This window comes from Sinisalibacter aestuarii (assembly GCF_027923545.1).
Classification (GTDB): domain Bacteria; phylum Pseudomonadota; class Alphaproteobacteria; order Rhodobacterales; family Rhodobacteraceae; genus Sinisalibacter; species Sinisalibacter aestuarii.
In genome coordinates this window covers 12,197-36,587 of record NZ_BROH01000017.1, presented here as the reverse complement: position 1 = coordinate 36,587, position 24,391 = coordinate 12,197, and the positions used below count along the sequence as shown (strand labels likewise).

Sequence of the window (24,391 nt, the reverse complement as noted above, 5' to 3'; positions counted from 1 at the left end):
GTGTGATCCAGAAGCTTCTAGAAAAGGCATTACGAATGAGCGAGCACAACAAGTCTCCAAAACAAGTTCTTGAAGCTGCATCTCCGAAAGCTCGAAAAGTCGTCAATGAGATCCTATCCATTGAACATGAATATCAGAGTTATCGAAACCTTGGTGCCGTCGGCAGTGTTGAGAAAGAGATTGCCGCGCGGATCAAGCAACTCATCGAGCGTGAGGTAAAACGGTGAGAATACTACGTCTAAAAATAAGGAACTTCCGCCAGTTTTATGGTGAGTGTGAATTAGAATTCCTCTCTGACGATACATCGAGAATTACAGTCATTCATGGCGAAAACGGGTCTGGTAAAACCTCGCTTTTGAACGCCTTCAAATGGGTTCTATACGGCAAGACAGATTTTGATACTGGCGAGCAAACAATCCTCAACGAACTTGCTTTGTCTGAAATCTCTCCTGGAGCGGTGACTGAGCTCAGCCTAGAACTTGAGTTTGAGCATGAAGGCTCCACCTACACTGTGCACCGAAAGCAGGAATTCAAGCGTACAGGAGAAGCGCTGGAAGCCGAACCAATTGGAAAGTCTGTTCCAACCCTGTCCTGGATCGATGATCGGGGCAAATACGAAACGGCAAAGAATCCTGCCAACCGGATCAATCAATTGATACCTGAGCAGATGCACTCGTACTTCTTCTTCAACGGCGAGCGCATCGAAAAACTGGCTAACGTGTCTGCTTCTGGCGAAATCCGAGATGCTATCAAGACCTTGATGGGCTTAGAAATCATAGACCGGGCAAGCGATCATCTTGGTCGTTTGGTGATCAAGGATCTTCGGAAGGAAGCAAGTGAAACGGCTTCAGCTGACTACCGCGATCTCCTTGAAAAAGAGTCTCGGATCAACTCAGAGATAGATCAACGGAAACAAGAACGGGACACGGCGTCGAAATCCAGCAAGGGTTTCCAAACAGAATTAGACGCCATCAATGCATCTTACGAGAAGATTGCCGATGTAAAGGCAAAGGCTGAGCAAAGACGAAGTCTGGAGGCCGAGAGAGGTACAATCGAAGGCGAACTCGAGAAGCTCAGCCAAGAGAGAATGGAGCTGGTCTCGCAGACGGGTGCACTGGCTTTTCTAAGCGATACAGTGGCGTCTGTCTCCAATGTTCTTGAAGACTGTCGCAAAAGGGGTGAGTTACCTTACAAGATCAGGCGGACGTTCATAGACGACTTGCTACACGATGCGAAGTGCATTTGTGGAACTCAACTAGAAGAGGGCACGCAAGCAAGAGCAGCGATCGAAGGCTATCGTGACCAAGCTACTGGAGAGGATCTTGAGGCCGCTTTCACAGATGTCGTTAGCAACCTAAGAGCAATGCCTCGTGAGAGGACTAGGCTGTATGCACAGTTATCAACTTGGTCATCAAAAGAGAGCGACTACAACAAGCGTTTAAAAGCGATCACTGAAGAGCTCGACGAAATCAGCAGCAGCTTGGGGTCTTCTGACATAGAAGATGTCAAACGACTGGAAGAGCGCCGGAACGAGCTGACAAAACTTCAAGCCGACGAACGTCTTAAAATCGCCAAAGCAAAAGATTCGATCGAACTGCTGAACGACGACCTGGCCAAAGTTAAAAAAGAGATCGAGAAGGTCCAATCCAAATCTCAAAAGGAGGACTTGGCAAGACAGAAGCTTGAGTTTGCCGAAGCTTGTAAGAGTCTGGTAGACAACCTGCATGAGGCCCTGGCTGAAGAGACACGCCATCACTTGTCTTCCAAGGTAAATGACACCTTCCAGAGCATCCTTCGCAAAGACTTCTATGCAGAGATTGATCGAGACTACACCCTAAGAATCTTCAAAGACGTCCCGGGGGTAGGAAAGCAACCCGTATCTGAGAAGTCGACGGGCGAGAACCAAGTCATCAGCCTGAGTTTCATCGCAAGTTTGGTTAATCTCGCGAAGGAACGCAACAAAGCAAAAACAACCTTTTTCAAGGGCGGTGTTTATCCTTTGATCATGGACTCACCGTTTGGCGCTTTGGATCGCGAATACCGTGAGAAAATTGCGCAGCACATTCCTGATCTCGCAGACCAAGTGATTGTTTTTGCTTCTAACTCTCAATGGAGCAAGGAAGTCGATGACAAGTGTCGTCCGTTTATCGGAAAAGAGTATAGCTTGGTCTACCACGCTCCAAAGTCTAAAGGGCGCGAAGAAGACACCGACTACGTAAAACGTACAGATGGTCCTGAGTTCACAAAAATTGAGGAGGGCTATCTTGGCCACTAGAGTAAGACGCCCCGCCGAGTTCGAAGAAATGCTCAGTGAGCTACGAGACGAAGGCATTTTCCCAACCTTCAAGGATGTCCTTGTCTTCGCGGCTGCTTTGGGGTTCCGGCGCGGAAATCGGAAGCCATTCCAGAAGAGCTCAGAGCCCATCGATCTCGAAGTGTTTAGAGGTGATTTTGATCGAACCATCATGAGCATGATTGCAATCGAGGAAAACAGCGATCCAAAGATGCTGGCTCCTTCGAACGAAGCCGAGCGTGTCTTGTGTTTTGAAGAGTATGCTAATGGCGGCCTTGAGATCATGAAAAGGGAGATCTCGGGCGGCAAACAAGACTGGCGGGAAGGTCTGCTTTCCCTGATTCACAGAGAAGAGGGCGATCAGACGATACTTGACGACATTACAGAGTTGGCGAATTTTTGAACAAGGCTGCACGGCACTCAGGTCGAGCATGCGTCGATATTGGTGTCGATGCCACAGTTCGATGAAGCATTCGTATCGTTTAGCAGTTTCATCCCGAGCCGCATCAATCAGCGAGGGGAAGCCCTTTGAGTAGCAAAGACACGAACCCTAAACAACTGGGTGATTGGCAGTACCTAGGTCGCGAGATCTGGCGCCGCACTTGGCAACCGTTCAAGAACGTACCCTTTGTGTTTTACGTCATTCTGGCGATCATATGTTTAGGTGGCCTCGGCATCTGGGTAGAAATTATCAAGGGCCAGCTTGGACAATCGGCGGATGACTCAGGATTGCTCACAGCGTTATCCACGTTCTTCCCGGCTTTGATCGGTTCAGCATCGCTCCAACTCATTTTGAGCTCAACCGGTAATTCAGACAAGGTTCTGGTCTCATTTTCTTTACTTGCCTGCTTTGTTTCGTTTTTTGGCGTGGTTCTGATAACGATATTTTACCCGGTTCATCCTGCCTGGTCCCTCGGAGCTGCGGTCTGGTTTGGAATCTTTGCAGTGTGGTTTTGGTGGTTCACAAACGGTGACGAACTAACCTATCAAAACGCCCCCATCGACGCCGCTTCAGGTGGCAGCACAACCAGAGCGGTGAAGGGAAACCTGAGCGAATTCAAGGTAGACTAATGGATATTCAATTCCCTTTTACAGTTCCTGCATTGCGGGTCGACCAGCGTCTGGGTAGCTTTTATGTTGCGGTACTCCCAGCTGAAATGTTGCTTCGTGTCTGCGCAAGCGACAGAATGAGCGCATCTCTTAATCCAGACGGAGTGGGTTATTCGCTTGAAGGCACACAACGGGTGATACAAGATAAACGCCTGTCCGAAATCGCTTCTTATATTAACCGTGTAGATTCAGCCTTTCCAAACTCAATCATAGTCGCTGCTAACTATGATCGTGAGACCGGATTCGATCAAACCGAGAATGAAGACATCGCGGAGGAGGAAGGCGAAGAGTCCAAAGATGTCTCTAGCGCATGGACCGTTCAGGTATCTGATGACGGTTGTCACAAGCTAACTATCCCATCGGACGCAAAGCTTGCAGCGGTGATTGATGGTCAACACAGGTTGTTTTCTTTTGCAAAAGCTAATCCGGAAGCTCTGCGGAGCATGAACCTGATTTGTTCCATCTTCATTGACCTGCCCAAAGCTCTGCAAGCCCAAATCTTTGCAACCATTAACTCCACGCAGAAACGGGTAGACCGCAGTCTGACGTTTGAACTGTTCGGGTATAACGTTTCTGACGAACCAGAGGAGTATTGGACGCCAGACAAGTTGGCCGTCTTTTTTGCTCGAAAGTTGGCAACAGACACAGACTCACCCTTGCGAGGCCGCATCATGGTCGCGCCGAAGCGGGACTCGAGATTGGAGAAGATCGCCGCTGAAGCCACATGGCGAATTTCGACTGCCGTTGCAGTTGACGGAATTATGAGGCTCTATTCGAGCAATCCGAAGCGAGACGCCAATCTGATGCGAGAAGGCGACGCCCATACCAGAAATGTTCTATTGCAAGGCCCAAAGGACAAATCTCCCCTGAGAAGCGCTTACATCGAAGGTAACGACGCAGTGATCTTCAAGATGGTTCTAAACTATCTAAAAGCGGCAGACAGAGTTTTTTGGGAAGACGCGAATGAGGGCTCGTACATTTTTCGAACCGTAGGTGTGCAAGCCATTTTCGACATTCTACGAAAGCTAGCATCGGATGCGTTTGAGAATAGGGACATAAGCTCTGGTTACTTTGAAGAAATTCTGAGCCCGGCCAAAAAGATCGATTTCTCCTCAACTGAATTCCAAAATGCCTCAGGTTCTGGCAGGACCTTCATACGTAAAGAAATTGAGAAGGTTATAGGAATTTGAAACAGCCTAAGAATCTGCCCTGACCTCCAAAATAAAGCATTCTCTACAGTCTGCGAGCGCAAGTTGCATTTGCACAAGGCCGCCAATCTCCCGCACTGCCGTTGCTGAACGGCGCAACCTATCGCTGTTGTAGCGATTAGTGCGTTTGGAGGAGCTAAGTTGCAGAGCTTAACTGTCGCGCAAAAAAGTCCGCATCTAGTCTGTTCACCGTCTGCCGAGACGACCCAACCTTGAAAGCTGCGCCAGCATCTGAGCGCCGGTTCCGGTCGCGTCGCCGGGAGGGGCTTTGGTTGGCCCGCCCGCAGTATTGGGTCGGCTTGGCAACGCTTGCACACCAAAGAATTGACGCGCGCGCAGAGCTGCGTATTCGGCCCCGGTGGCGCCTCCGATGGCGTAGCGGTTGTAGACCTGTTGGCTGCCTGCAAGCCCTCGGGCAAAGGCATAGCTTCCTCCGAAGCCGGCTGAGAGTGCTGGCATCATGATGTTTCCCGAAATCGCCCGAACCAGGAAGGGCGTTGCTATGATGAACCCCTTTGCCATCAGCACCATCATGAAGAACGGAATGAGCGCGCCGATATTGGAGGCGCCTTCCGGGTCTCCGAGCTCGGCAAGTAAGGCACGCGACACACCCGTGATCGTTGCGAACACGCCGGCAACAACAATCGGGTACATCGCAAAGGAAATCAGCGCCGAAAGCCAGCGCGCGAAATAATCCTTGGTCACTTCAAAGAGGGTTAGGAAGATCATGATCGGTGCAATCCCAATTAGCAGAGCGATCATGAGCCTGGACGCAACGACGATGAACGCAGCCAAGCCACCGAGGATCGAGAGCAGCAAAACCCCAAGGGTGTCCAACAGGGCACCGGCCATCCAGTTCAGTTCAGATCCCGCAGCATTCAGGTAGTCCCCGAGCGCCGCGATCAGGTCATCGAACTCCTCTGCAAAGGTGCCAGATGGGCCAGGTGACCCGCCGCCGACGGAGGCCACGAGCGACCCGGCAATGCTATCGATCCCGTTCAGGATCGACGCGGCAAGGATGTTGAACTGCACCCAGTTCGTTGCAAAGACACCTATCAGCCCGACTTTCACGGCCAGCCAAAAGGCCGTGCGCCCGTCCATGGCGCGATACTGGTAGATAGTGTTGATGAAAACGAGAATGACAACAAGTGTGGTGCCGAGAACCAGCGTCGTTCCGACTGTTGCGGCGACCGCACCGAATTGCGTCTCAGCAGCGGTATTGAGATAGCCTTCGGCCGTTTCTACGAAGTAGGTGACGACACTCATGAAACCCTACCAGTTTCCAGCGGCGTCGCAGATTGGCATGGCTTCGCGTCGAAGCTGATTTGCCTGGCGTCTGTATTCTGACGCCGCTTCCACGATGTCCCAGTATTCAAATGCGGCGAAATGCTCGACGTAGACCTGTTTGGCTGCTGCCCAAGAAGGATATCGTGTGGGACATTCACAGCTTCGGGCTTCAACGATGCGTTGCATGCTCTGCGCACGATAAATTTGTTGGATCAGGAGCCGTTTGTGGGAATCGCGCACATCGATGTCTTGCATCCACTGTGGCTCCGGGGGCTGGTCGGGACAGACATCTGGCTGTTTGTCGAGAGTTGGGATCAGATTCCGTTGAGCGACGCCAGCGGTTGCGCCGAGGACAACGAGCAGGCCTGCAGTCGTAAGGACCCGCATCATTCTGAAGCCGCCTTCGTCGCCAAAGATTCTCGCTTCAAGAACGTGGTGTAGCCGTAGTCACCTGCTTCAGCTGTAATGATTTCCCATCCCTCCGCGCCGCGCTCATTCAAGGCGCTTCGCATCGCGTCGTAGTCCTTTTGCTTCTTCACCTGGAAAAACAGGATGTCGTATTCAAAGGTCTTCATTAGGAAGCTCCAGTCTCACTAGCGCCGGGAAGGTAGAATTCGGTAATGCCGCGCCGACCGTCATGGCGACCGGCCTGGATGATAACATCGATGGAATTTTCGATGTACTGGATCATGTCGGCATAGGTCATCGGGATTTCGGTCTTGAGTGCCGCGATCGCGAGCCGCTGCACGGCAAGTTGCGGGGTTTCGGCATGGAGTGTGGTCATGGATCCGCCATGGCCGGTGTTGATGGCTTCCAGAAAGGTCATGGCCTCCTTGCCGCGTACCTCGCCGAGGATGATCCGGTCAGGCCGCATCCGCAGCGTCGCGGTGAGCAGCACATCGGCAGTCTGGAACTCCGCGTCACGATTGGCGATCAGAGTCACGGCATTCGGTTGCGTCGGCAGAAGCTCGGCGGCTTCCTCGATGGTGACGATCCGTTCCTCTGATGGCACGTGAGAGAGGATCTTGCGCGCAGCCACGGTCTTGCCGGTGGAGGTGCCGCCAGAGACGATCATGTTGAGCTTGTTGTCGACGCAAAAGGCCAGCGCATCGTCGATGACGCCCGCGGCCACGACCTCGCGCAGTTCGCGGGTTTTCTCGAGGCGGAGTTCTTCAAGCTTGCGTTCCTTGCCATAGAGAAAGTCGAGTGCGATCCCGTCGAGCGGCAAGCTGGAAAAGAACCGAAGGCTGATCGACATGGCCGAGAGCACGGCAGGCGGGGTGATGACCTGTGCGCGGATCGGGCGCCCCTTGTAGGTGATTGAGACCGAGACGATGGGGCGGTCCTTGCTCATCGTGGTGTTGGCAGAAGAGGCGATCTGGTTGCCGAGGTCTTTCACTTCGGTTGCGGTCAATGCCTGTTCCAGCTTGCGCATGAAATGATCGCCCTGGAATTCTCCCCAGCAGGAGCCGTCGGGGTTGATGCAGATCTCGATGACATCGTCGCGGGCGGCGGCTTCGATCCGGTCGAGGGAGGTTTCGAGATAGCTCAGCGACATGGGCTCAGAATATCTCCAGATCGCGGTCGACCATCACCGTGACGCGGGCCCCCTGGTCGACGTAGATGACGGGGCCGATCGAAAGGTAATCGCCGATCACGCTGTCCGTGGCATCGGCAAGATCATCGCCCACGTCTTCGAGCACATCCGCCGCGGTCTCATCCTGCACGTTCGCAGCGGCGGCACTTGGCGCGGCGGAGATCAGAGAAATCAGCGCTGCCGAGCCGAAGCGCTCATCGAAGCGCGTGTCGACAAAGCCGGTGACGCCGGAGCGGCCCAGCTCATCACCCCCGAAGGAGCTGATCTGGATCGTCTGGTTGTCGGGCAGGATGATCCGGTCCCAGGCGATGGTGACCCGGCGCTGCGCGATATCGACGCCGGAGCGATAACGCCCGATAAGACGGGACCCGCGCGGGATCAGGAGGCGCGCGCCATCGACGCTGTAGACATCCTCGGAAACAACGGCCCGGGTCTGGCCGGGCAGGGAGCTGTCGAGCGCGGTTTCCATGACGGCCTGGATCATGGTGCCCTGGATGATCGTATTGGAGGGATTGGCGATGACTTCTGCCTGTGTCACCGAAGTGGGCAGCGCGCCGTTCAGCACGAAATCCGTCACTTCGCCAAAGGTGCGCTCGGTCAGCGCCGTCTCATTCGCTCCGGACGTGCCGCCAAACGCGATGGTGGGCGAGGCGATGCGCCGCTCTTGGAAGGCGCGCTCCTCAGCAGCGCGGCGTTCGAGTTCTGCCAGCCGCCGTGCCTCTTCCTCGCGGCGGAGCCGTTCTTCCTCCCGCGCGCGCAATTCGTCCTCGGTAGGACCGACGGGTGCCGGAAGCGGGCGGTTCGCCTCGAGTTGGGCCAGTTCCAGATCCATGCGGAGTTGCTCAAGGCTGCGATCCCGCGCCGTCAGTTCGTCCTGGAATCGTTGCTGTGCGGCTTCCGAGGCGGCTTGCAGCGCTGCGATCTGAGCGGTCAGCGCATCGATGGCTTCGGCGGCAGCCGTGTCTTCCTCGACGACCGGTTCGGGGGCGTTGCGCAATTCCTCAATCTGAGCCTGAAGGGCGGCGAGTTGCGCCAAAAGCTCGGCGTTCGGTTCCACCGGATCGGGTGCGACGAACACAACCTCGGGCTCGGGCGGTGGCAAGGTCTCGATAGCGCCGAAGCCGTCGCCTTCGTTCTGGAACACGTCCGGCGTGGCCGTGGGAAGGGCTTCCTCTTCCTCGGGTTGGGACATGAGATAGAGCAACGCACCGCCCGCGCCGATCACGAGGACGACGACCAAAGCGAGCAGCGGTGAGCGCCGTGGGGCAGGGGGCGAACCAGCGCCCTTACCTTGTTCTAGAGCAGCGAGGCGTTTCTCGAGGTCTGCGTTTCCAGTATCGCTCATGAGCCTACCCCCGCAGGTGGTGTGGCCTCGATGCAGACTACCTCCTCCCCGATCCGCAGCACCCATTGTCGGTTCACGCCTGAAACCCGGATCACGCCGTCCTCGGTGGCTTGCGTGTTGACCGTGCGCTCACGGCCATTGGCGTAGCGGAAGATCGCAGGCACCGGCGCGTTCCGCGGAAATTCGAAATACGTAAAGGTCCCGTCATCCCAGACACGGGTGGGGGTGAACTCGGTCCGCGCGCTGGCACCGTAATTATAGTTCGGCGCTTGGGCCGCGATGGCACGTGTGGGCCGCGTATTGTCTTCGGGGTAGCGGAACTGGACCACGTAAAAGGTCGGACTGCGGGTCTCCTGGACGTTAAAGTAATAACTGCGCCTGTTCGTGTAGACGGTAACGTTGGTATGCACCCCGCGCGCCACAGGCTTGATCGCGAAGGCCTGCCCGCCTGGCACACCATCGATCTCAAACCCTTCCGTGTCGCCCGCAATGATCGAGCGGATGCTCTCGCCTTCCCCGAACTCGACCGTGGTCACATGGGTGAGCGACACGCTGAGGCGGTAGACCTGACCTTCTTGATATGTTGCCAGCCGCACCCGATTGTCATTGGGCCCGCCACGCGGGATGGCTTCGGCGAAAGCAAGGCCGGGCAACAGGGCAATCAGCAATATGAAAAGTCGAACAGGGAACAAATTCAATTCTCCAATCTGTCGGAGCGGATGGAATATTCGAGGACCGTGAAGCCGAAGGGGTTGGTCCAGACCTCATCGATGGAGCGGCGGGTCTCGGGGCGGAACTCGAAGAGAAGCGTGGCGGTGAAAAGCCCGGTTTGGACGCCGTTGATAGATGTCAGGCGCTTGCGCAGGCGGACCGTCGCGCGGTTGGTTCCGATCCGGTTGATGCTGAGGATCTCCACGTCGAGCCGCGCATTGGGGCCATAGACCGTCGGCGGGTAGTTCTCATTGGCGCTGTTCCAGATCTGGCGCAGCCCGCTCTCGGCAGCTCCGTCCGAGCGGCGCAGGACGTTGCGGATGCGCAGATCGTTGTCGAGCTGGTTGTAGACCTCCCGGTCGGTCACATAGCGGAACACCTCCGCCTCGATGATCGCTTGGTTGGCGGTCACCGAGGAGGCGCCGACCGAGGCTTCGGGGAGTGCAAAGCCGGTGGCGGGATCATAGGGAACAACGACGGGGGGCGGGTCGACATCGAGGATCGAGACCGCCGCGGCGCTCAGACAGCCGATGACACCGAAGACAAGGCCCGTCAGGCCAAGGCGTTGCCAGAGCCGTTCGCGGCGCAAGGCACCGTAGACCAGTTCTTCCTCGATGATTTCTTGTTCACTCGCCACCATTCATGCCCCCACGATTACTCGGCCCGAAGGTCCGGCAAGGTGAAATCCATGAAGCGCTGTTCTTCGGCGATTGTGGCGGCATCAATCACGCCGCCTGTGCCGTCACCCACGGTTTGCACGGCCTCAAGCTGCCACATGGCGACGAGGGCAATTGCCAGCTCCGCCGTCACCCGCGTGTTGAGGTCGATACTTTCCTTCAGTTCGTCCATGTCATCGATCAGCCCGACCAACCGGTCGACGCGTTCCAGCGATTGGCCCGCGTCCTCGTAGCTGTTCTGGGCAGCGGCCGAGACGAGCGCGCCGGTTGTGGCCTGCGTCGCCACGCGGTTGGCCCCGGGATTTCCGCTGGTGGCCATTTCCGTGAGGGTATCGTCATCAAAGCCGAGATCGGCCAGCACCCGGTCCATCTGTGTTTCGATCTCACCCGCGCCGGAGCCCGACAGGCCAGAGAAGTCTCCGGTCTTGATCGCCTCAATCGTGGCGATGATATCGCCGAACTCCTGGTCGAGCAGGCCGTTCAGCTCGTCCTCCATCTCGGTGCGGATAATCTCGGGAAGTTCGGCAAGGCGGGTAAGTGCTTCATAGGTTCTTTGCAGCTCCGCGAGTTGGTCCGTGAGTGTCGCAAGCTGTTCGCGGAGCTGCGTCAGCTGTTCGTTTTGTAGGATCTCGTCTTCGATCATCTGCCGGAGCTGCTGGATGTTTTGCGCGATGTTCTGGGTGTCGACGACGGGCACACCTTGCGCCAGGGCAAGGGAGAGGGTTCCCAAGTGTAGGCCAATCCCAAGTGTCGTGGCTAAGGCCGTTCTCAAGAGTAAATCTCTCATCAGTCTATCTCCCTGATCGTGAATTCCATGAACGCGCCCTCGGCCATGCGGGCGCTGGCCTGTGCCAGCTCTTCGGCCGAGAGTACGCGGGTCCGCGCCGCCTGTAGCCGGATGCGGGCCGCGACGAGACGCACGAGTTCGGCGCGGGCATAGGTGTTGAGCGCGACGCTTTCCTGCACGTCTTCCGTCGCGGAAATCCGCGTGACGATGTCTTGGATACGCAGGGCAGCTTGCCTGATCGCGGCGGGCGAGTTGTTGCTATAGAAAGCCGCGCCATGCCCGGTCATCGAGAGGTTAGCATTGGCCAGCAGAGCGGGGTCGATCGTCCCAAGCGCTTCGATCCCGCCGATGCGGCTTAGGTAGAGATTGTAGCGTTCGGGGATGACCTGGACGTAGTGCTGGGTCTCGGTAAAGGGCGGGACACCGCCATATTCAAAGACCCGGCCGGGGCCTGCATTATAGGCCGCGAGTGCGTTGATGATGTTGCCATCGAAGGTGTTGAGTTGCGTTGCGAGATAGCGCGCGCCGCCATGCACCTGCAGGTAGGGGCTGTCGTAGTATTCTGGGTTGATGCCGAGATCGCTGGCCGTACCGGGCATAATCTGGGTGAGGCCAAAGGCGCCGACGGGCGAGCGGGCGCCAATAGTAAACCGGCTTTCCTGCCAGATGAGCGCCTGTAGGAGTGCGCGCCATTGAACCGGCGAGAGACCCGCGCGGCCCACGCCTGCAAAGCCGCTGGTCTCCTGCGCGACGCGGATGATGAGCTGCTCGATGTTTTCCGCAGCATCCCCGAACATCTGTGCGCCGCCGGGATTGGGATCGATCTCACCCGTGCCATAGACCGCCTCGACGGAGCGGGTCGGATCGCCGCTGCCGCTTTCGAGCCCGGAGACCATGGCCGACAGACCCTGGCCGCCAAAGCTTGTCTGTGCATCGAGGATGCGCTGCAGGGTGGCCAATTGCTCGCGTTCAATCTCGGCGATGAGTTCGCGCACGGCAAGCTTGTCGGCCTGGATCGCAAGATCGGCCTCGCGATCGCTGGTCTCGACGATATCGCGCGCGGTCAGCCCGCTGTCATTGGTCGGCACACCTTGGGACAAGGCGAGACCGGGCAGCAGGCAAAGGGCCAAGATATGGGGCAGGCTAGACTTCAATGTCGCGCTCCGGTGCGCCGATCGGCGTGAAGCTGCAATCAGACGCGATGGGGGCGGTCGAAGCGAGGAAGGTGAAGCAATTGGCCTGCGGTTCCTGGTATTGGGTGCAGGAGGCCAAAGCGCCGAGTGCGGCGAGCAAAAACAAGATACGGGTCATGAAATCCTCCAGAAGTCCGGGCGGTTGCGGTAATCGGCGCCGACAAGCGCCTCGCCTTTTTCCATGCCGCCAAGGATGGTTAGATTGGGCCCAAGCGCGCTCAGATCGGCATCGACGACGATGGAGCCCTGGTCGTCTCGGATGAGGGCGAGACGGCTGTCGCTGCCGGTATTGAGAAGGACGTCCAGCTCCTTCTCATAGAGGTTCAGCATCGCGTAATCGGCGGCATGGGCGCGGATGTTCGGAAGCAGGATCTGCGTGGGCACGGCTTCGATGATGGTCTTGCCGGTCCGGGTGCGCTCGAGCTGGCTGGCGTATTGCGTCATCATCACCGCGACAGTGTTCTGCTTGCGCGCGGTCACCAGCCAGTTCGACAGCCGCTCGGCGAAATACGCGTTATCGAGCGCCTTCCAGGCCTCGTCGATCACGATGATGGTGGGGCGCCGATCCTCGATCTCGCGCTCAACCCGGCGGAAGAGATAGGAGAGGACGGCCATGCGTTCCTTCTCGGCCTCGCTGTCGAGAATGCCGGTCAGATCGAAGCCCACCACATTGCCCTTCAGCGAGAAAGTGTCTTCCAGCGTCTGTCCGAAAATCCAGCCGTAGCGGCCCTCTTCGGTCCACTCGAGCAGCCGCTGGTGCAGATCGCCGCCATCGTCGGTCGAAACGAACAGCGATGCGAAGTCGCGCCAGTTCCGCAAGGCTGGGTTCGTGGCCTGCGCATTCTGGCGCACGACCTCCTGAATGCGATTTGTTTGCGCGGGCGTCAGCGGCTTGTCGGCACGATAGAGCAGGGTGGTGAGCCAGTCCGAGAGCCAGGCGGTGCCGCGCGCATCGGTCTCGGTCCAGAGCGGGTTGAGGCCCGTGGGTTGGCCGGCTTTGAGCGATGCGTAGCGCCCGCCGTTGGCGCGGACCGCCATCTCCATACCAAAACGGTAGTCGAAGACGAAGATCCGCGCCCCTGCTCGACGGGCTTGCGTCATGAGGAAGGCCGAGAGGACCGACTTGCCTGACCCGGGTCGTCCCATGATCAGCGTATGCCCGCTGGTCGGTTCTTTGTCGGGCGAGCCTTGCTCGTGATAGGAAAACCGGTATGCGCTCTGCTCGGGCGTGGGCAGATAGGTGATAACCTTGCCCCAGGGTGTTTTCTCAGCAGGCTTGCCAAGCTGAGTCCGGTGAAATGCTGCGAAATCCGCGAAGTTTCGATTGGTGATCGCACTGGCACGCACGCGCTTGGGCTGGTTGCCGGGATGCTGACTGAGGTAATGCGCCTTGGCCGCGACCCGCTCGCCGATCATCTTCACGCCTTCGGCGGCCGCGGCGTTCACGATCTCGGCGCTCAAGCTCTGCAACTCGTCCAGAGTATCGCAGAAAATCGTCACGACCATGTGGTGCTCGCCGAAGCTCTGCCGCTTGGCCTCCAGATCATCGGCAGCGATATCGAGGGCTTCCATGAGCGAGAGGGCCGCGTCCTGGCTGGCCTGCATCTGGCGCTTCTGGCGCTTGATCCGGCCCGCCATGAGGTTCGAATTGATCGGCGTGAAGGAATGCGTGACGATCATGTCGACCGGCAGGTTCAGCATGTCGAACATGGTGCAGGAGGTGCCTTCCGAGTATTCCCCGATGGTGAAACTCTTGCCGTAGCGGTGTCCCACGACGCCTTCGGAGAGTTCGAAGTGATCGCCTTGAAACGTCACTCGCGTGTTGGCGACGTTGAAGGACAGGAAGCCATAGGTGTTCGCCGGATAGAGCGGCAGTTCCTGGCCAGTGTTGAGGGCCCCTAGGAAGCCAATCAACTCGCCGGACTTGGCCGAAAGCACACGTGGGTTAAGCTCCGTCAGGCCAGACAGGAACACGTTCACGGCCTCGCCCAATCGGCGAAGGCGCTTCTCGGTCGCTTCCTTGAGGCGATCCGGCGCGCTGCGGTTCAGGAATGGCAGGACGCTTTTTGGAGGCGGGCGATGGATGATCGTAAGGGTGAGCGTCTTGTCGCGCAGCCCGCTGGTCTCTAGCTTCTTGCGCCAGAGCCGGTCGACTTCTCCCGCGAAACTGTCCTCGCGCAGCGGCTCGAGGTCCGGCGTGATCGCCTTCGAGACCTTATGGACGTAATAGCTGAACTCCGGCCCCAATTGCGCAATGATCCGGGCAAAGAGCGCGGTCACCTTGTCGAGATAGGCGTCATCGGTCGTATAGCTATTGACCCCGTCGAGCCGGATGCACTGGAAAAGCTCGTTGACCCGGGTCCGCACGGTCTGGTGATCGACGAGGCTCACATAGGGCAGCATGTGCGCGAGGCGGGTCTCGCGCGCATACCACTCCGGCGTCATCGTGCGGAGATCAAGCGCGGCTTCACGGGGCATAGCTGTCCCCGCCGTGGATGGAGCGGTTCCGCGTGGGCGGCGTCTCTTGCAGCGCCGTCATCATCACGTCGATGAAACGCGGATCCCAGTCCGCGGCCTTCCAGAGAACCGGGTAGAGCAGGGCGGCTATGCCCAGCACCGCAATGTGCTGGACCCAGACGAACAAGAGCACCGAGCCGAAAAGCCAGACCATCGCGTACATGATGGGCAGGCCCAGAAGCTTCGGCGGGCGCACGAGGCCCAGAAAGAGAGGCGAGCGCTCAGCCACCGGCGAAAACCGCGGCGACGATGGTGGGAGCGGCCGCAACACCAGCGATCCCGACGAGGACCCAGAGCGCCTGACGCAGATCGATGATATTGAAGAACCAGCTCAAGAAAACGCCAAGGACCGCGAGTGTGGCGATCACGACGCCGAGCGGGCCGGTTAGAGCATCGACAATGCCCTGCAACAAGCTTTGGATCGGGGATAGATCGATGCTTTGGGCAAGGGCGGGCTCGGCAATGAGCAGGAATAGCGCCAGTGAGGCGACAAAGAGGTTTGAAATCTGTCTCATGAATTTGATCCTTCCAATCGGGCCACGACGGCCATGACGCGGGCCACGTGGTTCTGGGTTTCTCGGTAGGGGGGAATGCCGCCGTACTGGCGGACCGCATCGGGTCCGGCGTTGTAGGCTGCGAGGGCAAGGCGTGGATCGCCAAACGTGTCCAACATCATCGCGAGGTAGCGGGCGGCCCCGTCGAGGTTCTGCAGCGGGTCACGCGGGTCAACGCCGAGATCACGGGCAGTGGTGGGCATCAGCTGGCCAAGGCCTATAGCGCCCGCGCTCGAGATCGCATCCTGTCGATAGGCGCTCTCAACCTCGATATTGGCCCGATAGAGAGCCAGCCAATCGGTCACGGAAAGCCCCGCGCGACGCAGGCCCGGATGGCCGGCATAGCGCAAGGCCGTGGTCTGAATCCCAGAGAGAACATCGGCGCGGGGCAGGGGAGTCAGGCGGGCAAGGGCCGCAACTTGGACGCCCTCTTGCTCGTCCTCTACCTCGCCGAAGATTGCGATCCCATCGGAGGCCGAACCCTGACCAATCCCGTCATTGTAGTTTCGAGCAAAGCTGCTTTGGGAGCGGGACGGGGTCAGGGAGCCGTCGCTCTCCATGACCAGGACCATTTGCGCTGAAGCTGGCGCTGTGACCAGCCAGAGACAGACGAGGCTAGCTGCCAGTGCCCTTTTCTGATGGGGCTTTGTCTGGCGGGGCGAGTTTGTGCGTACGGCTTGTCCCCGCCTCAAGCGGCAGGTCGACATGCGCAAAACCAAGGCCAATGAAGAAAGACACCACGCCAGAGATCGTCTTGAACTCGCGAATCTTGATGTCGTTATAGGTCGTCCGAGTACGGGCCGTGACCAGCAGCTTCTCCACGCCTTCATTGGAGACCACACGCATGATCCAGACCCCGTAATAGCTGGGGCCTTTCTTGTGTGCCGATTCTTGGCACAGGATTTCTGCGCTATAGCCGCTTTCCACGAGTTCGCGGAAACGTGCTTCCGTAACCACATTTGGTGCTTCGATGTCCCAGTTCATGGCCCGGCTCACGCTTTCTCCAATGGCGCGACCCTAGGCATTCCCACTTGAAGCCCAGAGTTACGATAGTATATTATCAACCGCAAGATGTAATATCATGCTTTGGCTGTAGTTTGGTCACGCAAACACTAGTCTCGGCCAGTGTCCGCGATCAAGGAGATAACAGGTTTGAGAAACCCGAGGTTGATATGCCTGCTCCCATTGCAAGCTCTGGCCCTTCTGATCTGCGTTCCCGGGCCGGTTTTGGCGGAATCCTGCTTCGCCCCGCCCCGCCCCTTCCTGCCAAGTGATTCGCAGGCCGCGCGGGACTATGCGGCTATCATCCGCGGCGATTTCGAAAATTACATCCAGGATATCCAGAGCTACTTCCGTTGCCTTGACAGCGAACGCGCCCGCGCTTTCGAAGAAGCGCGGGAAGTCAGCGAGGACTATGGCCGATTTCTGCAATTGGTAGGGGATTGATGGGCAGCCTCGGGAGCATCAGACTAGCAGCCCGTGAAAACCAGACGCCGATAACACCCTCAAATATCTACTTTTTAGATAACAGATTTCATCCGCTAGCGACGTCACAAAAGGTATGTGGCGCGTGTCGAAAACTATCTGGAGTACCGGGCATCTGGCCCTTTGTCGATCTTTGGTCGAGGCCCGAAATAGAGCGGGTCTGGGGCAAAAGGATTTGGCGGACAGGCTTGACTGCCACCAGTCTCTGGTGGCGCGCATCGAAAGTGGTCAGCGACGGATCGACGTTGTCGAGTTCATCGTATTGTCCCGAGCGCTTGGCTTCGACTTATCCGAGGTTCTGGCGATCGTCGAAGCCGCCACGGAGTCCGACCACAAGATTTGAAAGCAAAGAAATTTTTGGACGCGCCGCTTCATGCGTCCCCATGTGAAGTGAGCTCCTCAAGAAAGAGCAGTTAGCCAACATCTCCTAAGCGCGGCATGCGGTGCAGGCGAGCACCGCAGTTCGTCACGCTGCAATATCAGAGCCACAGTGCAGGAAGTCAGTAAATGGTGAACGATGATAAAGGTGAGGGCGTCGCGATCGCCAATCTGATCGGGACCGATGGATGCAGCATTGTTGGTTGGGTGTATCGATGGACGACGGACGCGCATGCGGTGATGTGGGACGTCCACGGGCCCCAGCCGGTATCGCATTCCTGGCCGGATCTCACTGCGGAACAGAAGCAGGAAATCGACTTCGATGCGCTCACGCGGATCGGAAGAAGTAACGGCGGGTGAACAGAGCGAACCCGCAGTGCTTGCCGAAACGCCAAACAGCATTTGGACCGCGACGCGTACGCGGTGCGGTCGGACAAGCCAAAGAACTCGTCTTCCGAGACAAACCTATGTGTTGTCAGGTCAGTAGTTTACCTGCTCAAATCCATAATTGCCCTCATAGTCACGCCAATCGACGAAGACAGAACGGTGATAGATACCCGGGCAATTCTGACCCCAACGTTCGAGACCGACATGGGCCTCGGGCAGGGCAGTTATGGAAGATCGTTGCCAGGAGAAATCGCCTTGGGTTCCGTAAGTGCCGAGGACCACGGTCGCGCTGCGATTGCAGTCACCGTCACGACCAGATTCATGCTGCCGCGCATAGCGAACATCAAAGACGCGGATGGACCGCACGAAGTTGAATTCAGGTCCGCTGATATCGATGTCCGCGCGATCTTGAACGAGCTGGAGGGCCCAGTCGGCTGGAACGAGATCGTAGACTGGCGAGGATTGGAGCGGCCGACGGTTGTCGGGCCGGTACAAAACTTCAAAGATGCGCCCAGCGTTGTTTGATGGCCGATCGCTCTCGTAGGAGGCGCCCATGGGACAGCGCCAGATTTGCAGCGGCGGTTCCACCGGCCAGGGCGTTATCCGCCTGATGAATTCGGCGCGAGCTCGGGCGCACGGGACGGATGCAGGCCAGCCGCCAGACAGACACAAGAGGATCGCGCAGTCGATCGGGTATGTCTGCGCGCGGGCGGGTGCCGGAAGCGAAAGACCTGTCACGGCCAAAGCGACTGCGATCGAGGGGAGGAGCTTCTTGACTGAATGGCGCATGCTGAGGAACCTCCGTGAGAGGAGGTCAGTATACATACGAAATTATACTATCACAACACAAAGTATAAAATCGAATAATGAAGTTTTTGTGTGGCATCGAGACCTCATTGAAACCCACTCCAACACGCCTCGATCTGCGCCACATCTTCTCCAACAATCTCGCGACTTAAGCGTATCGCACGAATATAATCGTCGCGAGTAAATCTAGACCAACCGACGCCAATAAGCTGTTTCCATCTTTCTTTCATTGCAGGCTCAGATCTTCTGGCAGCTTCTTCCATGAGCACTCTATCAATTGGTGGATGAATGAAGCGAGTAGACTCGTCCCACCCCATCTCACCGCGATCACCGTACGGGTCGAACGGTGGCCCCACCATGGTTTGCAGGAATAAAGCCTTCAAGAAACAGTTCACCAACTTCGCCGAGATGCCGTATGTGAAGGAATTTGAGATTTCATCTTGCGCGAGATGTCGGATTTCTTCGCACCATTGATCATGTGCTACATCGAAATCCTCTCTGGTACGCGGTAACCAATGGCTGCCCAGGGATAGCCATTTTAGCCCGGACATTCTCAACAGTTTTGCGCCTTTTGACACAGGGAAAGTACAGACCTGACGACTGCTCCGCGCGGCGGTGGAAGCGGCCCAAGCAGCAAATCGGAACCGATGTTCAGCTGGGTGGTATTCCATCGTATAATTTGCAACTTCTTCAGCTTCTTGAAGCCGACGAGCAAGCTCAGGTAGCAGTTTGTCATTCCATGTTTCCAAGTGGATCACGCCACCGGACATGCCCGCAGTGGGAAGCCAGTTCAACTCTACACCGTCGCCCTTCCTTGCACCGTCATCAATAAGGAAACAGAATGCCTCTTTAAGTTTCGGTACAAGACTACGAAGGTTCGAAGAAGTTCGATCGATTTGGGCAACTCTTGCGCTGAGTTCCCATCCTAGGGCGTCCCACAGAAAAGGGTCACCGCGATACCCCCATGTCTCTGGACGTCTAGAAAAAATGGATGCGACCGAAGTCATAACTTTCTACTCCCTTTAATTCTTAAATAACAGAGCAGTAGCACGACTTCTAATTGATCGGCAGGTCGCTGCTGCGTCAAGCTTTATAGAAGTTGCGAGAGCCGCCTAGCGACCTTTACTACAGTTCGCAGCGGATGGCTGCGCTCCGCCTGCCTTTCGAGTGGATAGGCACCACCCCAACTTGATCGACTGCACGGAAAGAGCTGACAGCGCTCTTCGGGACAACCAGTCCATAGCAGTGAGGGTTCGGAAGTCGTTGCTGTAGCGCCGCAAGTCGGCTGGAACCATTCCATCACACTGCCGCCGTCGTCCAGAACCTTCTTCCCACATATGTCCATATCTGACGCATTGCCATGTCACTTCTGTTGAAAAGACGGAGATGAACAATGACGTACGAACAACACCTTGCCCTTGATCTGATCGTCCGATTGGCCAACCGTTTCGGTCCAGCCAGCCGTATAGCCAAGGAACTGCCCGGCTGGCTGGAGTACCTGACCGAAGTCGAATGTCCCGAACGGCCTCGTACCCGACCAAGCTCGCAATGGTGGAACAAGATCAGGACCATCGCGCACGACCTTGTGCCGACCGCCGGGGGCGGTGAGGGCGAGATCGTTCAGCGCAATGCAACCCGTCTTGGCGAGCATTTCGGGCTATCCCCTGCCGAAACATCCATGCTGACCTTCGTCGCGTTCTACAAGTTGTTCGATGGCTTCGAGCATGTCGTCGATGGCGCGCTGGAAACCAGAGAAGTCTCGGTGCCGCTGCTGTTGTCGTGGTTCTGCGCGGCGCCCGAGCCTGAAATCCGCACAGCCATGCGGGCATCCGGTCGCCTCACTTGCTCGGGATTGGTGCAGCGCAACAGCGGCGGGCGTCACCGCCGGATGCCGTTCGATCTGTCTGATCGCCTGACCCTCGCGCTACTTGCCGAAGTGGATAGCATTTCCGACCTGATCGCCCTGATGTTCCCGCGTGCGGCTGCGCCGCAGGCTCAATGGCAAGACTTCGAAGGTCTAAGCCGAGATGCGGACCTGATGCGTGAACTACTGTCCAAGGCGCTGGCAAAGCGCCAACCAGGCGTGCACATACTGCTCTACGGCCCTCCCGGCACAGGCAAGACCGAGTTCGCCAAGGTGCTCGCGCATGAGGTCGGCGCTGAACTGCGCGCGGTCGGCGAAACGGACGATGACGGAGGCGAGCCGTCGCGCCGGGAGCGTTTGGCCGAGCTCACAATGGCATCTCGCATGCTAGGGCAAAGATCGGATACCGTACTGCTGTTCGACGAGATGGAAGACCTGATTGGTGGGCACAGCTTCCGCTTTAGCCATGAGATACTGTCGAAGGTTCATTTCAATCGAATTCTCGAAACCAATCCGATCCCGGTGATCTGGACTACGAATTCGGTGCACGCCTGTGATCCCGCTTTTCTACGGCGGATCAGCTACTCGGTGATGATGCGCCCGCCATCGGGCCGTGTGCGAGCGCGTATCTGGCAACGCCTCGAAGAGCGACATGGTGCCGGCATACCGGACACCGCCCTGCCGGATATGGCGGAACGGCATGATCAGGCCCCGGCGCTTGTTTCGGACGCGATGGTGGTGGCAAGGCTTTGCGATGGTGGGCAGGCTGTTGTCTCGCAGGTGCTGGATGCTGCAGCCCGTCTGGCAAAGGGCGGAGTCGACAGCGCGCCGCGGCATTATTCAGATGTGCCTTGGCAAGAAGGTCTGGCCCGCGCTGACGTTGATCTAGCCCGGATCGAAGGGCAGCTAGCTCGGTCAGGCGCACCCCGCCGGGTCAGTTTCTGTCTTGAGGGACCGGCGGGCACCGGCAAAAGCGCATGGGCACGGCATCTGGCCCGGGTCATCGGCATGCCGGTGATCGAAAAGCGCGCCTCGGACCTCATGTCGAAATGGGTTGGCGAAAGCGAGCAGAACATCGCGCGGGCCTTTTCTGACGCACGCGCCGACGGTGCGATGCTCATCTTCGACGAGGCTGACAGTCTGCTGGCTGACCGTCGTGGCGCTGAACGCAGCTGGGAGGTGAGCCAGGTTAATGAGATGCTGACCTGGATGGAAAGCCACCCGTTGCCCTTCGTCTGCACTACCAACTTCGCCAAAAAGCTCGACCCTGCAACGCAGCGCCGGTTTACCTTCCGCATCCGGTTCGATTTTCTCTCAGTCGATCAACTGCCTCTGGCTTGGGCTGCGCATTTCTCATGTTCGCCCCCGAAGGAACTGGCTACGCTTGATCGGCTTACTCCGGGAGATTTCGCGAACGTGGCCCGCAGAATGCAGGCACTGGGTGTCGCGGACCCAGAGGAAATTCTGCGCGCTCTGACCCTTGAGGATGCGGCAAAGATAGGAACAACGCGACCGATTGGCTTTGGCCGTTGACGCCAAAGTGCTCCACTACAATGGTTGCTCTGTATTGCTAGGAGGAGTTATGCGCTACGCTCGCCAGGAAGATTTGCAACGTCTCGCTCTGATAATGCAGGGGTCAGCCGAGGGGATTTCGCTTTCTGATATAGAGCGAGAATTCAGCGTATCCCGTCGCACGGCAGAACGCATGCGTGATGCCGTACGCAACGCCTACCCTCAAATTGAGGAAATCTCCGGCGAGAGTGGTCGAAAATATTGGCGCTTTCCGCCGGGATCATTGGGCCGAATGGCTGAACCCACGCTGGATGAACTGACCGCCGGCCACCGCGCCGCCGCTATTGCGCGGCGTGAGGGCGATGAACTAACAGCGGAAATATTAGAGCGCCTTTTGGTGAAGGTGCAGGCAATGTTTCGCGAGGATCGCCGCCGTTTGATTGCTGCTGACCTTGAAGCACAACTATTGGCAGACGGAGTTGCCTTTCGACCTGGGCCTCGTGAAAGAATTTCCTCTGAGATTTTATCTACAATTCGTGAAGCGATCCTTGCAGGGGTCATGATCTCTGCTGATCATCGCGCCCGTGCTTCGGCGAAGCTTTCACGCAACACCCGGCTCGGCCCAATTGCCATGTTATTTGGTCAAGGGCGCCAATACCTTTTGGCTTGGAGCGAATATCAGGACGATCTTCGCCTGTTTGCGCTTGCTGGGTTTGAACGGGTTTCGTTGGTACCCGAGGTCTACGAGCGCCCCAAAGGTTTCGATCTGCAGGAATGGCTATCGGAGAGCTTTGGTGTGTGGCGGGAGGAACCACTTGATGTCGTCTGGCGGTTTCTTCCTGACGTTGCCGATGAAGCTGCGGGATATCTGTTTCATCCCAAACAGCTGACCGAGCGGATGGGTGACGGGTCACTGATCGTCCGTTTCCGCGCCGGAGGACGGCAGGAGATGGACTGGTATCTGGTGAGATGGGGAGATCAGGTTGAAGCGCAATTCTTGCAGATTTCGGAAAACTCTTCGTCTGATACGACCGAAAGTGACGTGTGCGGACAGTAGTCTCAAGTCGAATCAACAAAGAAAGAATCGCGCTTGCTTCGGAACAGCACATCTCACCCCCTTCGCATCGACAGCTTGCCTGTTGGCAACGGTCATCTCGGCCTGACCCTGTGTCCTGGCAAGAAAGGCGACAGTGTCTTCGGCGCGGGATGGGACCGCGATCTGGACATTGATCTCGATGCAATCAAGGCTTGGGGCGCGCAAGCCGTTGTGACCCTAGTCGAGGACTCGGAGTTAGAGCTGCTTTCTGTCACGGGTCTTGGCGATGCGACCAGGGCACGAGGTATGGACTGGCACCACTTCCCGATCCCCGATCTGGATGTACCAACGCCAAAGGCCAAGGCGCGCTGGCGCCAATTGGCGCCCCGCCTTCATCGCATTCTTGAAACTGGCGGCCGTGTGCTGGTCCATTGCCGAGGGGGACTGGGGCGTGCGGGAACCGTTGCAGCCCTTCTGCTGGTTGATCGCGGGCATCCAGCAGGCGAGGCCATGGCCCTCGTCCGTGCCGCGCGGTCAGGAGCCATTGAAACGCCGGTACAGGAACGCTTTGTTCGCGACTACGCCCGACATGACGGGCTGTCGCTTATCCGACTGCACGCCAGCCTTCTAGGTGGGGCGATCGGCGACAGTTTGGGTGCCGATATCGAATTCCTTTCTCTAACCGAAATTCGCCGTCGTTTTCCGACCGGCATTTCGGAGTTGCCAAGACACATGGGGCTGCACGGCGCTATCACAGATGACACCCAGATGACCCTGTTCACGGTCGAAGGGATCATCCGAGCGCAGGTCTGCGGCATTCTCAAGGGTATCTGCCACCCGCCGTCCGTGATCCATCACGCGCTGCTGCGTTGGTTCAAAACCCAAGGTGGCGAACCGCAGGTTCAGACAGATGATGTGGGGCTGATTAATGACCCGCGCCTGCGGGTCTGCCGCGCGCCTGGCAATACCTGCCTGTCATCCTTGGCCGCGAGCGCGCATTTTGGGGACCCTGCGCGAAACAACAGCAAAGGATGCGGCACCATTATGCGGGTGGCCCCGATCGGCTTGATGTTCCCCCGCGAACAGGTCCGTGCGATGGCTATCGAGACATCTGCTCTGACGCATGGCCACCCAACCGGCCAGCTTGCAGCTGCAGCCTGGGCGGAAATGCTTGCCGATGTCACGGCAGGTGCCGACATTGAGGAGAGTGCGACCCGGACTGCAGAAACCTATGCGCGACTGACCGGGGGCGAAGAGACTGCGCGGGCAATCCAGGCTGCGCTCCGCGCGCCGCGGGACGGTTCGGGAGAAACCGTTGAATCTCTCGGTGGCGGCTGGATCGCCGAGGAAGCGCTGTCCATCGCGCTTTATGCCTGCCTTGCTGGAGGCTCTTTCGAAGAGGCTCTACTGATTGCGGCTACCCATGGTGGAGACAGCGATTCAACAGCGGCGGTTGCCGGGAATATGCTGGGTCTGCTTAATCCTGCAGCTGTGCTTCAACACCGTTGGGCCGAAATCGTTGAAGGGGCAGACATTATCTCGCAGCTGGTACGGGATTACAGGGAGCTTTCATCTGACAGTGGTGCGGCAGAGGACCTCTTCGAGGTTTATCCGGGCGGTTAGACACATGGGGAAATATCCGA

28 protein-coding genes are annotated in these 24,391 nt (G+C 57.7%); 11 read left to right on the top strand and 17 right to left on the bottom strand.

All coding sequences use genetic code 11. From position 1 onward, the window contains the following. Positions 1-2: 2 nt before the first annotated feature. The 5 genes from QMG28_RS19760 to QMG28_RS19740 all read left to right on the top strand — a co-directional run bounded on the left by QMG28_RS19760 (position 3) and on the right by QMG28_RS19740 (position 4,593). Positions 3-227, top strand: coding sequence for a hypothetical protein (locus tag QMG28_RS19760; protein WP_281843955.1), 225 nt, complete (start codon positions 3-5; stop codon positions 225-227). Then, a complete protein-coding gene (locus QMG28_RS19755; RefSeq protein WP_281843954.1) occupies positions 224-2,275 on the top strand; it encodes an AAA family ATPase in 2,052 nt (683 codons plus the stop codon). The genes QMG28_RS19760 and QMG28_RS19755 overlap by 4 nt, the downstream gene beginning before the upstream one ends. Beyond that, positions 2,265-2,696: a DNA phosphorothioation-associated protein 4 gene (locus tag QMG28_RS19750; RefSeq protein WP_281843953.1), complete on the top strand. Its 432-nt coding sequence runs from the start codon at positions 2,265-2,267 to the stop codon at positions 2,694-2,696. The genes QMG28_RS19755 and QMG28_RS19750 overlap by 11 nt, the downstream gene beginning before the upstream one ends. A 125-nt stretch (positions 2,697-2,821) precedes the next feature. Continuing rightward, positions 2,822-3,364, top strand: a complete 543-nt coding sequence (locus tag QMG28_RS19745; RefSeq protein WP_197918489.1) for a hypothetical protein — start codon at positions 2,822-2,824, stop codon at positions 3,362-3,364. Further along, positions 3,364-4,593 (top strand): DNA phosphorothioation-associated DGQHR protein 1, encoded by a 1,230-nt coding sequence (locus tag QMG28_RS19740; RefSeq protein WP_197918491.1) that lies wholly within the window; start codon positions 3,364-3,366, stop codon positions 4,591-4,593. Before QMG28_RS19745 ends, QMG28_RS19740 begins: the two co-directional genes overlap by 1 nt. Before the next feature lie 204 nt (positions 4,594-4,797). Here QMG28_RS19740 and QMG28_RS19735 read toward each other — a convergent pair whose 3' ends face one another. The 15 genes from QMG28_RS19735 to QMG28_RS19665 form a co-directional block, all read right to left on the bottom strand. Continuing rightward, the gene (locus tag QMG28_RS19735; protein WP_281843952.1) at positions 4,798-5,877 is read right to left on the bottom strand and encodes a TrbL/VirB6 family protein; all 1,080 of its coding nucleotides are present in this window, start codon (positions 5,875-5,877) and stop codon (positions 4,798-4,800) included. 6 nt (positions 5,878-5,883) lie between these two features. Continuing rightward, positions 5,884-6,153, bottom strand: a complete 270-nt coding sequence (locus tag QMG28_RS19730; protein ID WP_281843951.1) for a hypothetical protein — start codon at positions 6,151-6,153, stop codon at positions 5,884-5,886. A gap of 131 nt (positions 6,154-6,284) precedes the next feature. Next, positions 6,285-6,473, bottom strand: coding sequence for a hypothetical protein (locus QMG28_RS19725; protein ID WP_258095906.1), 189 nt, complete (start codon positions 6,471-6,473; stop codon positions 6,285-6,287). Further along, the gene (locus QMG28_RS19720; protein ID WP_281843950.1) at positions 6,473-7,456 is read right to left on the bottom strand and encodes an ATPase, T2SS/T4P/T4SS family; all 984 of its coding nucleotides are present in this window, start codon (positions 7,454-7,456) and stop codon (positions 6,473-6,475) included. The genes QMG28_RS19725 and QMG28_RS19720 overlap by 1 nt, the downstream gene beginning before the upstream one ends. Before the next feature lie 4 nt (positions 7,457-7,460). After that, positions 7,461-8,840, bottom strand: coding sequence for a TraB/TrbI/VirB10 family type IV secretion system protein (locus QMG28_RS19715; protein ID WP_281843949.1), 1,380 nt, complete (start codon positions 8,838-8,840; stop codon positions 7,461-7,463). After that, positions 8,837-9,532 (bottom strand): TrbG/VirB9 family P-type conjugative transfer protein, encoded by a 696-nt coding sequence (locus QMG28_RS19710; protein WP_281843948.1) that lies wholly within the window; start codon positions 9,530-9,532, stop codon positions 8,837-8,839. The genes QMG28_RS19715 and QMG28_RS19710 overlap by 4 nt, the downstream gene beginning before the upstream one ends. Before the next feature lie 2 nt (positions 9,533-9,534). Next, positions 9,535-10,191: a VirB8 family type IV secretion system protein gene (locus QMG28_RS19705; RefSeq protein WP_075777193.1), complete on the bottom strand. Its 657-nt coding sequence runs from the start codon at positions 10,189-10,191 to the stop codon at positions 9,535-9,537. A gap of 14 nt (positions 10,192-10,205) precedes the next feature. Then, the gene (locus tag QMG28_RS19700; protein ID WP_281843947.1) at positions 10,206-11,015 is read right to left on the bottom strand and encodes a type IV secretion system protein; all 810 of its coding nucleotides are present in this window, start codon (positions 11,013-11,015) and stop codon (positions 10,206-10,208) included. Then, positions 11,015-12,169 (bottom strand): lytic transglycosylase domain-containing protein, encoded by a 1,155-nt coding sequence (locus QMG28_RS19695; RefSeq protein ID WP_281843946.1) that lies wholly within the window; start codon positions 12,167-12,169, stop codon positions 11,015-11,017. The genes QMG28_RS19700 and QMG28_RS19695 overlap by 1 nt, the downstream gene beginning before the upstream one ends. Continuing rightward, positions 12,159-12,326, bottom strand: a complete 168-nt coding sequence (locus QMG28_RS19690; protein ID WP_165198600.1) for a hypothetical protein — start codon at positions 12,324-12,326, stop codon at positions 12,159-12,161. Before QMG28_RS19690 ends, QMG28_RS19695 begins: the two co-directional genes overlap by 11 nt. After that, the gene (locus QMG28_RS19685) at positions 12,323-14,686 is read right to left on the bottom strand and encodes a VirB4 family type IV secretion/conjugal transfer ATPase (protein WP_281843945.1); all 2,364 of its coding nucleotides are present in this window, start codon (positions 14,684-14,686) and stop codon (positions 12,323-12,325) included. Before QMG28_RS19685 ends, QMG28_RS19690 begins: the two co-directional genes overlap by 4 nt. Then, positions 14,676-14,954: a VirB3 family type IV secretion system protein gene (locus QMG28_RS19680; protein ID WP_281843944.1), complete on the bottom strand. Its 279-nt coding sequence runs from the start codon at positions 14,952-14,954 to the stop codon at positions 14,676-14,678. The genes QMG28_RS19685 and QMG28_RS19680 overlap by 11 nt, the downstream gene beginning before the upstream one ends. Next, entirely contained in the window at positions 14,947-15,240 is a 294-nt protein-coding gene (locus QMG28_RS19675; RefSeq protein WP_012187323.1) for a TrbC/VirB2 family protein, read from the bottom strand. Before QMG28_RS19675 ends, QMG28_RS19680 begins: the two co-directional genes overlap by 8 nt. Next, the gene (locus QMG28_RS19670; RefSeq protein ID WP_281843943.1) at positions 15,237-15,851 is read right to left on the bottom strand and encodes a lytic transglycosylase domain-containing protein; all 615 of its coding nucleotides are present in this window, start codon (positions 15,849-15,851) and stop codon (positions 15,237-15,239) included. Before QMG28_RS19670 ends, QMG28_RS19675 begins: the two co-directional genes overlap by 4 nt. Positions 15,852-15,894: 43 nt before the next feature. Then, complete coding sequence (locus QMG28_RS19665; RefSeq protein ID WP_093363101.1) at positions 15,895-16,263, bottom strand: hypothetical protein; 369 nt, start codon at positions 16,261-16,263, stop codon at positions 15,895-15,897. 210 nt (positions 16,264-16,473) lie between these two features. Between QMG28_RS19665 and QMG28_RS19660 the strand changes: the two genes are divergently transcribed. The 3 genes from QMG28_RS19660 to QMG28_RS19650 all read left to right on the top strand — a co-directional run bounded on the left by QMG28_RS19660 (position 16,474) and on the right by QMG28_RS19650 (position 17,502). Beyond that, the gene (locus QMG28_RS19660) at positions 16,474-16,725 is read left to right on the top strand and encodes a hypothetical protein (RefSeq protein WP_317963157.1); all 252 of its coding nucleotides are present in this window, start codon (positions 16,474-16,476) and stop codon (positions 16,723-16,725) included. A 124-nt stretch (positions 16,726-16,849) separates the two neighbouring features. Further along, a complete protein-coding gene (locus QMG28_RS19655) occupies positions 16,850-17,107 on the top strand; it encodes a helix-turn-helix domain-containing protein (RefSeq protein WP_281843942.1) in 258 nt (85 codons plus the stop codon). 164 nt (positions 17,108-17,271) lie between these two features. Beyond that, a complete protein-coding gene (locus tag QMG28_RS19650) occupies positions 17,272-17,502 on the top strand; it encodes a hypothetical protein (protein WP_434784459.1) in 231 nt (76 codons plus the stop codon). A gap of 120 nt (positions 17,503-17,622) precedes the next feature. On the opposite strand, the gene QMG28_RS19645 is transcribed toward QMG28_RS19650, so the two are convergent. Together QMG28_RS19645 and QMG28_RS19640 are read right to left on the bottom strand one after the other, a co-directional pair. Then, the gene (locus tag QMG28_RS19645; RefSeq protein ID WP_281843941.1) at positions 17,623-18,318 is read right to left on the bottom strand and encodes a hypothetical protein; all 696 of its coding nucleotides are present in this window, start codon (positions 18,316-18,318) and stop codon (positions 17,623-17,625) included. Positions 18,319-18,422: 104 nt separating this feature from the next. After that, a complete protein-coding gene (locus QMG28_RS19640) occupies positions 18,423-19,130 on the bottom strand; it encodes a hypothetical protein (RefSeq protein ID WP_281843940.1) in 708 nt (235 codons plus the stop codon). 599 nt (positions 19,131-19,729) lie between these two features. Here QMG28_RS19640 and QMG28_RS19635 point away from each other — a divergent pair. The 3 genes from QMG28_RS19635 (at position 19,730) to QMG28_RS19625 (ending at position 24,371) form a co-directional block, all read left to right on the top strand. Then, positions 19,730-21,733, top strand: a complete 2,004-nt coding sequence (locus QMG28_RS19635; RefSeq protein ID WP_281843939.1) for an AAA family ATPase — start codon at positions 19,730-19,732, stop codon at positions 21,731-21,733. A 49-nt stretch (positions 21,734-21,782) separates the two neighbouring features. Continuing rightward, positions 21,783-22,769, top strand: a complete 987-nt coding sequence (locus tag QMG28_RS19630) for a helix-turn-helix transcriptional regulator (RefSeq protein WP_281843938.1) — start codon at positions 21,783-21,785, stop codon at positions 22,767-22,769. A gap of 75 nt (positions 22,770-22,844) precedes the next feature. Then, positions 22,845-24,371 carry an ADP-ribosylglycohydrolase family protein gene (locus QMG28_RS19625; RefSeq protein ID WP_281843937.1) on the top strand — a complete coding sequence of 509 codons (1,527 nt, stop codon included), beginning with the start codon at positions 22,845-22,847 and terminating at the stop codon, positions 24,369-24,371. The last annotated feature ends 20 nt before the right edge of the window (positions 24,372-24,391 follow it).

Bases quoted from the DNA above. Each gene is read 5' to 3' on its own strand.
- QMG28_RS19675 (WP_012187323.1), bottom strand. From the start codon at position 15,240: ATGAGACAGATTTCAAACCTCTTTGTCGCCTCACTGGCGCTATTCCTG.
- QMG28_RS19665 (WP_093363101.1), bottom strand. From the start codon at position 16,263: ATGAACTGGGACATCGAAGCACCAAATGTGGTTACGGAAGCACGTTTC.
- QMG28_RS19720 (WP_281843950.1), bottom strand. From the start codon at position 7,456: ATGTCGCTGAGCTATCTCGAAACCTCCCTCGACCGGATCGAAGCCGCC.
- QMG28_RS19735 (WP_281843952.1), bottom strand. From the start codon at position 5,877: ATGAGTGTCGTCACCTACTTCGTAGAAACGGCCGAAGGCTATCTCAAT.
- QMG28_RS19650 (WP_434784459.1), top strand. From the start codon at position 17,272: ATGGTGAACGATGATAAAGGTGAGGGCGTCGCGATCGCCAATCTGATC.
- QMG28_RS19635 (WP_281843939.1), top strand. From the start codon at position 19,730: ATGACGTACGAACAACACCTTGCCCTTGATCTGATCGTCCGATTGGCC.
- QMG28_RS19700 (WP_281843947.1), bottom strand. From the start codon at position 11,015: ATGAGAGATTTACTCTTGAGAACGGCCTTAGCCACGACACTTGGGATT.
- QMG28_RS19630 (WP_281843938.1), top strand. From the start codon at position 21,783: ATGCGCTACGCTCGCCAGGAAGATTTGCAACGTCTCGCTCTGATAATG.
- QMG28_RS19740 (WP_197918491.1), top strand. From the start codon at position 3,364: ATGGATATTCAATTCCCTTTTACAGTTCCTGCATTGCGGGTCGACCAG.
- QMG28_RS19725 (WP_258095906.1), bottom strand. From the start codon at position 6,473: ATGAAGACCTTTGAATACGACATCCTGTTTTTCCAGGTGAAGAAGCAA.
- QMG28_RS19690 (WP_165198600.1), bottom strand. From the start codon at position 12,326: ATGACCCGTATCTTGTTTTTGCTCGCCGCACTCGGCGCTTTGGCCTCC.
- QMG28_RS19705 (WP_075777193.1), bottom strand. From the start codon at position 10,191: ATGGTGGCGAGTGAACAAGAAATCATCGAGGAAGAACTGGTCTACGGT.
- QMG28_RS19670 (WP_281843943.1), bottom strand. From the start codon at position 15,851: ATGGTCCTGGTCATGGAGAGCGACGGCTCCCTGACCCCGTCCCGCTCC.
- QMG28_RS19645 (WP_281843941.1), bottom strand. From the start codon at position 18,318: ATGCGCCATTCAGTCAAGAAGCTCCTCCCCTCGATCGCAGTCGCTTTG.
- QMG28_RS19715 (WP_281843949.1), bottom strand. From the start codon at position 8,840: ATGAGCGATACTGGAAACGCAGACCTCGAGAAACGCCTCGCTGCTCTA.
- QMG28_RS19730 (WP_281843951.1), bottom strand. From the start codon at position 6,153: ATGCAAGACATCGATGTGCGCGATTCCCACAAACGGCTCCTGATCCAA.
- QMG28_RS19685 (WP_281843945.1), bottom strand. From the start codon at position 14,686: ATGCCCCGTGAAGCCGCGCTTGATCTCCGCACGATGACGCCGGAGTGG.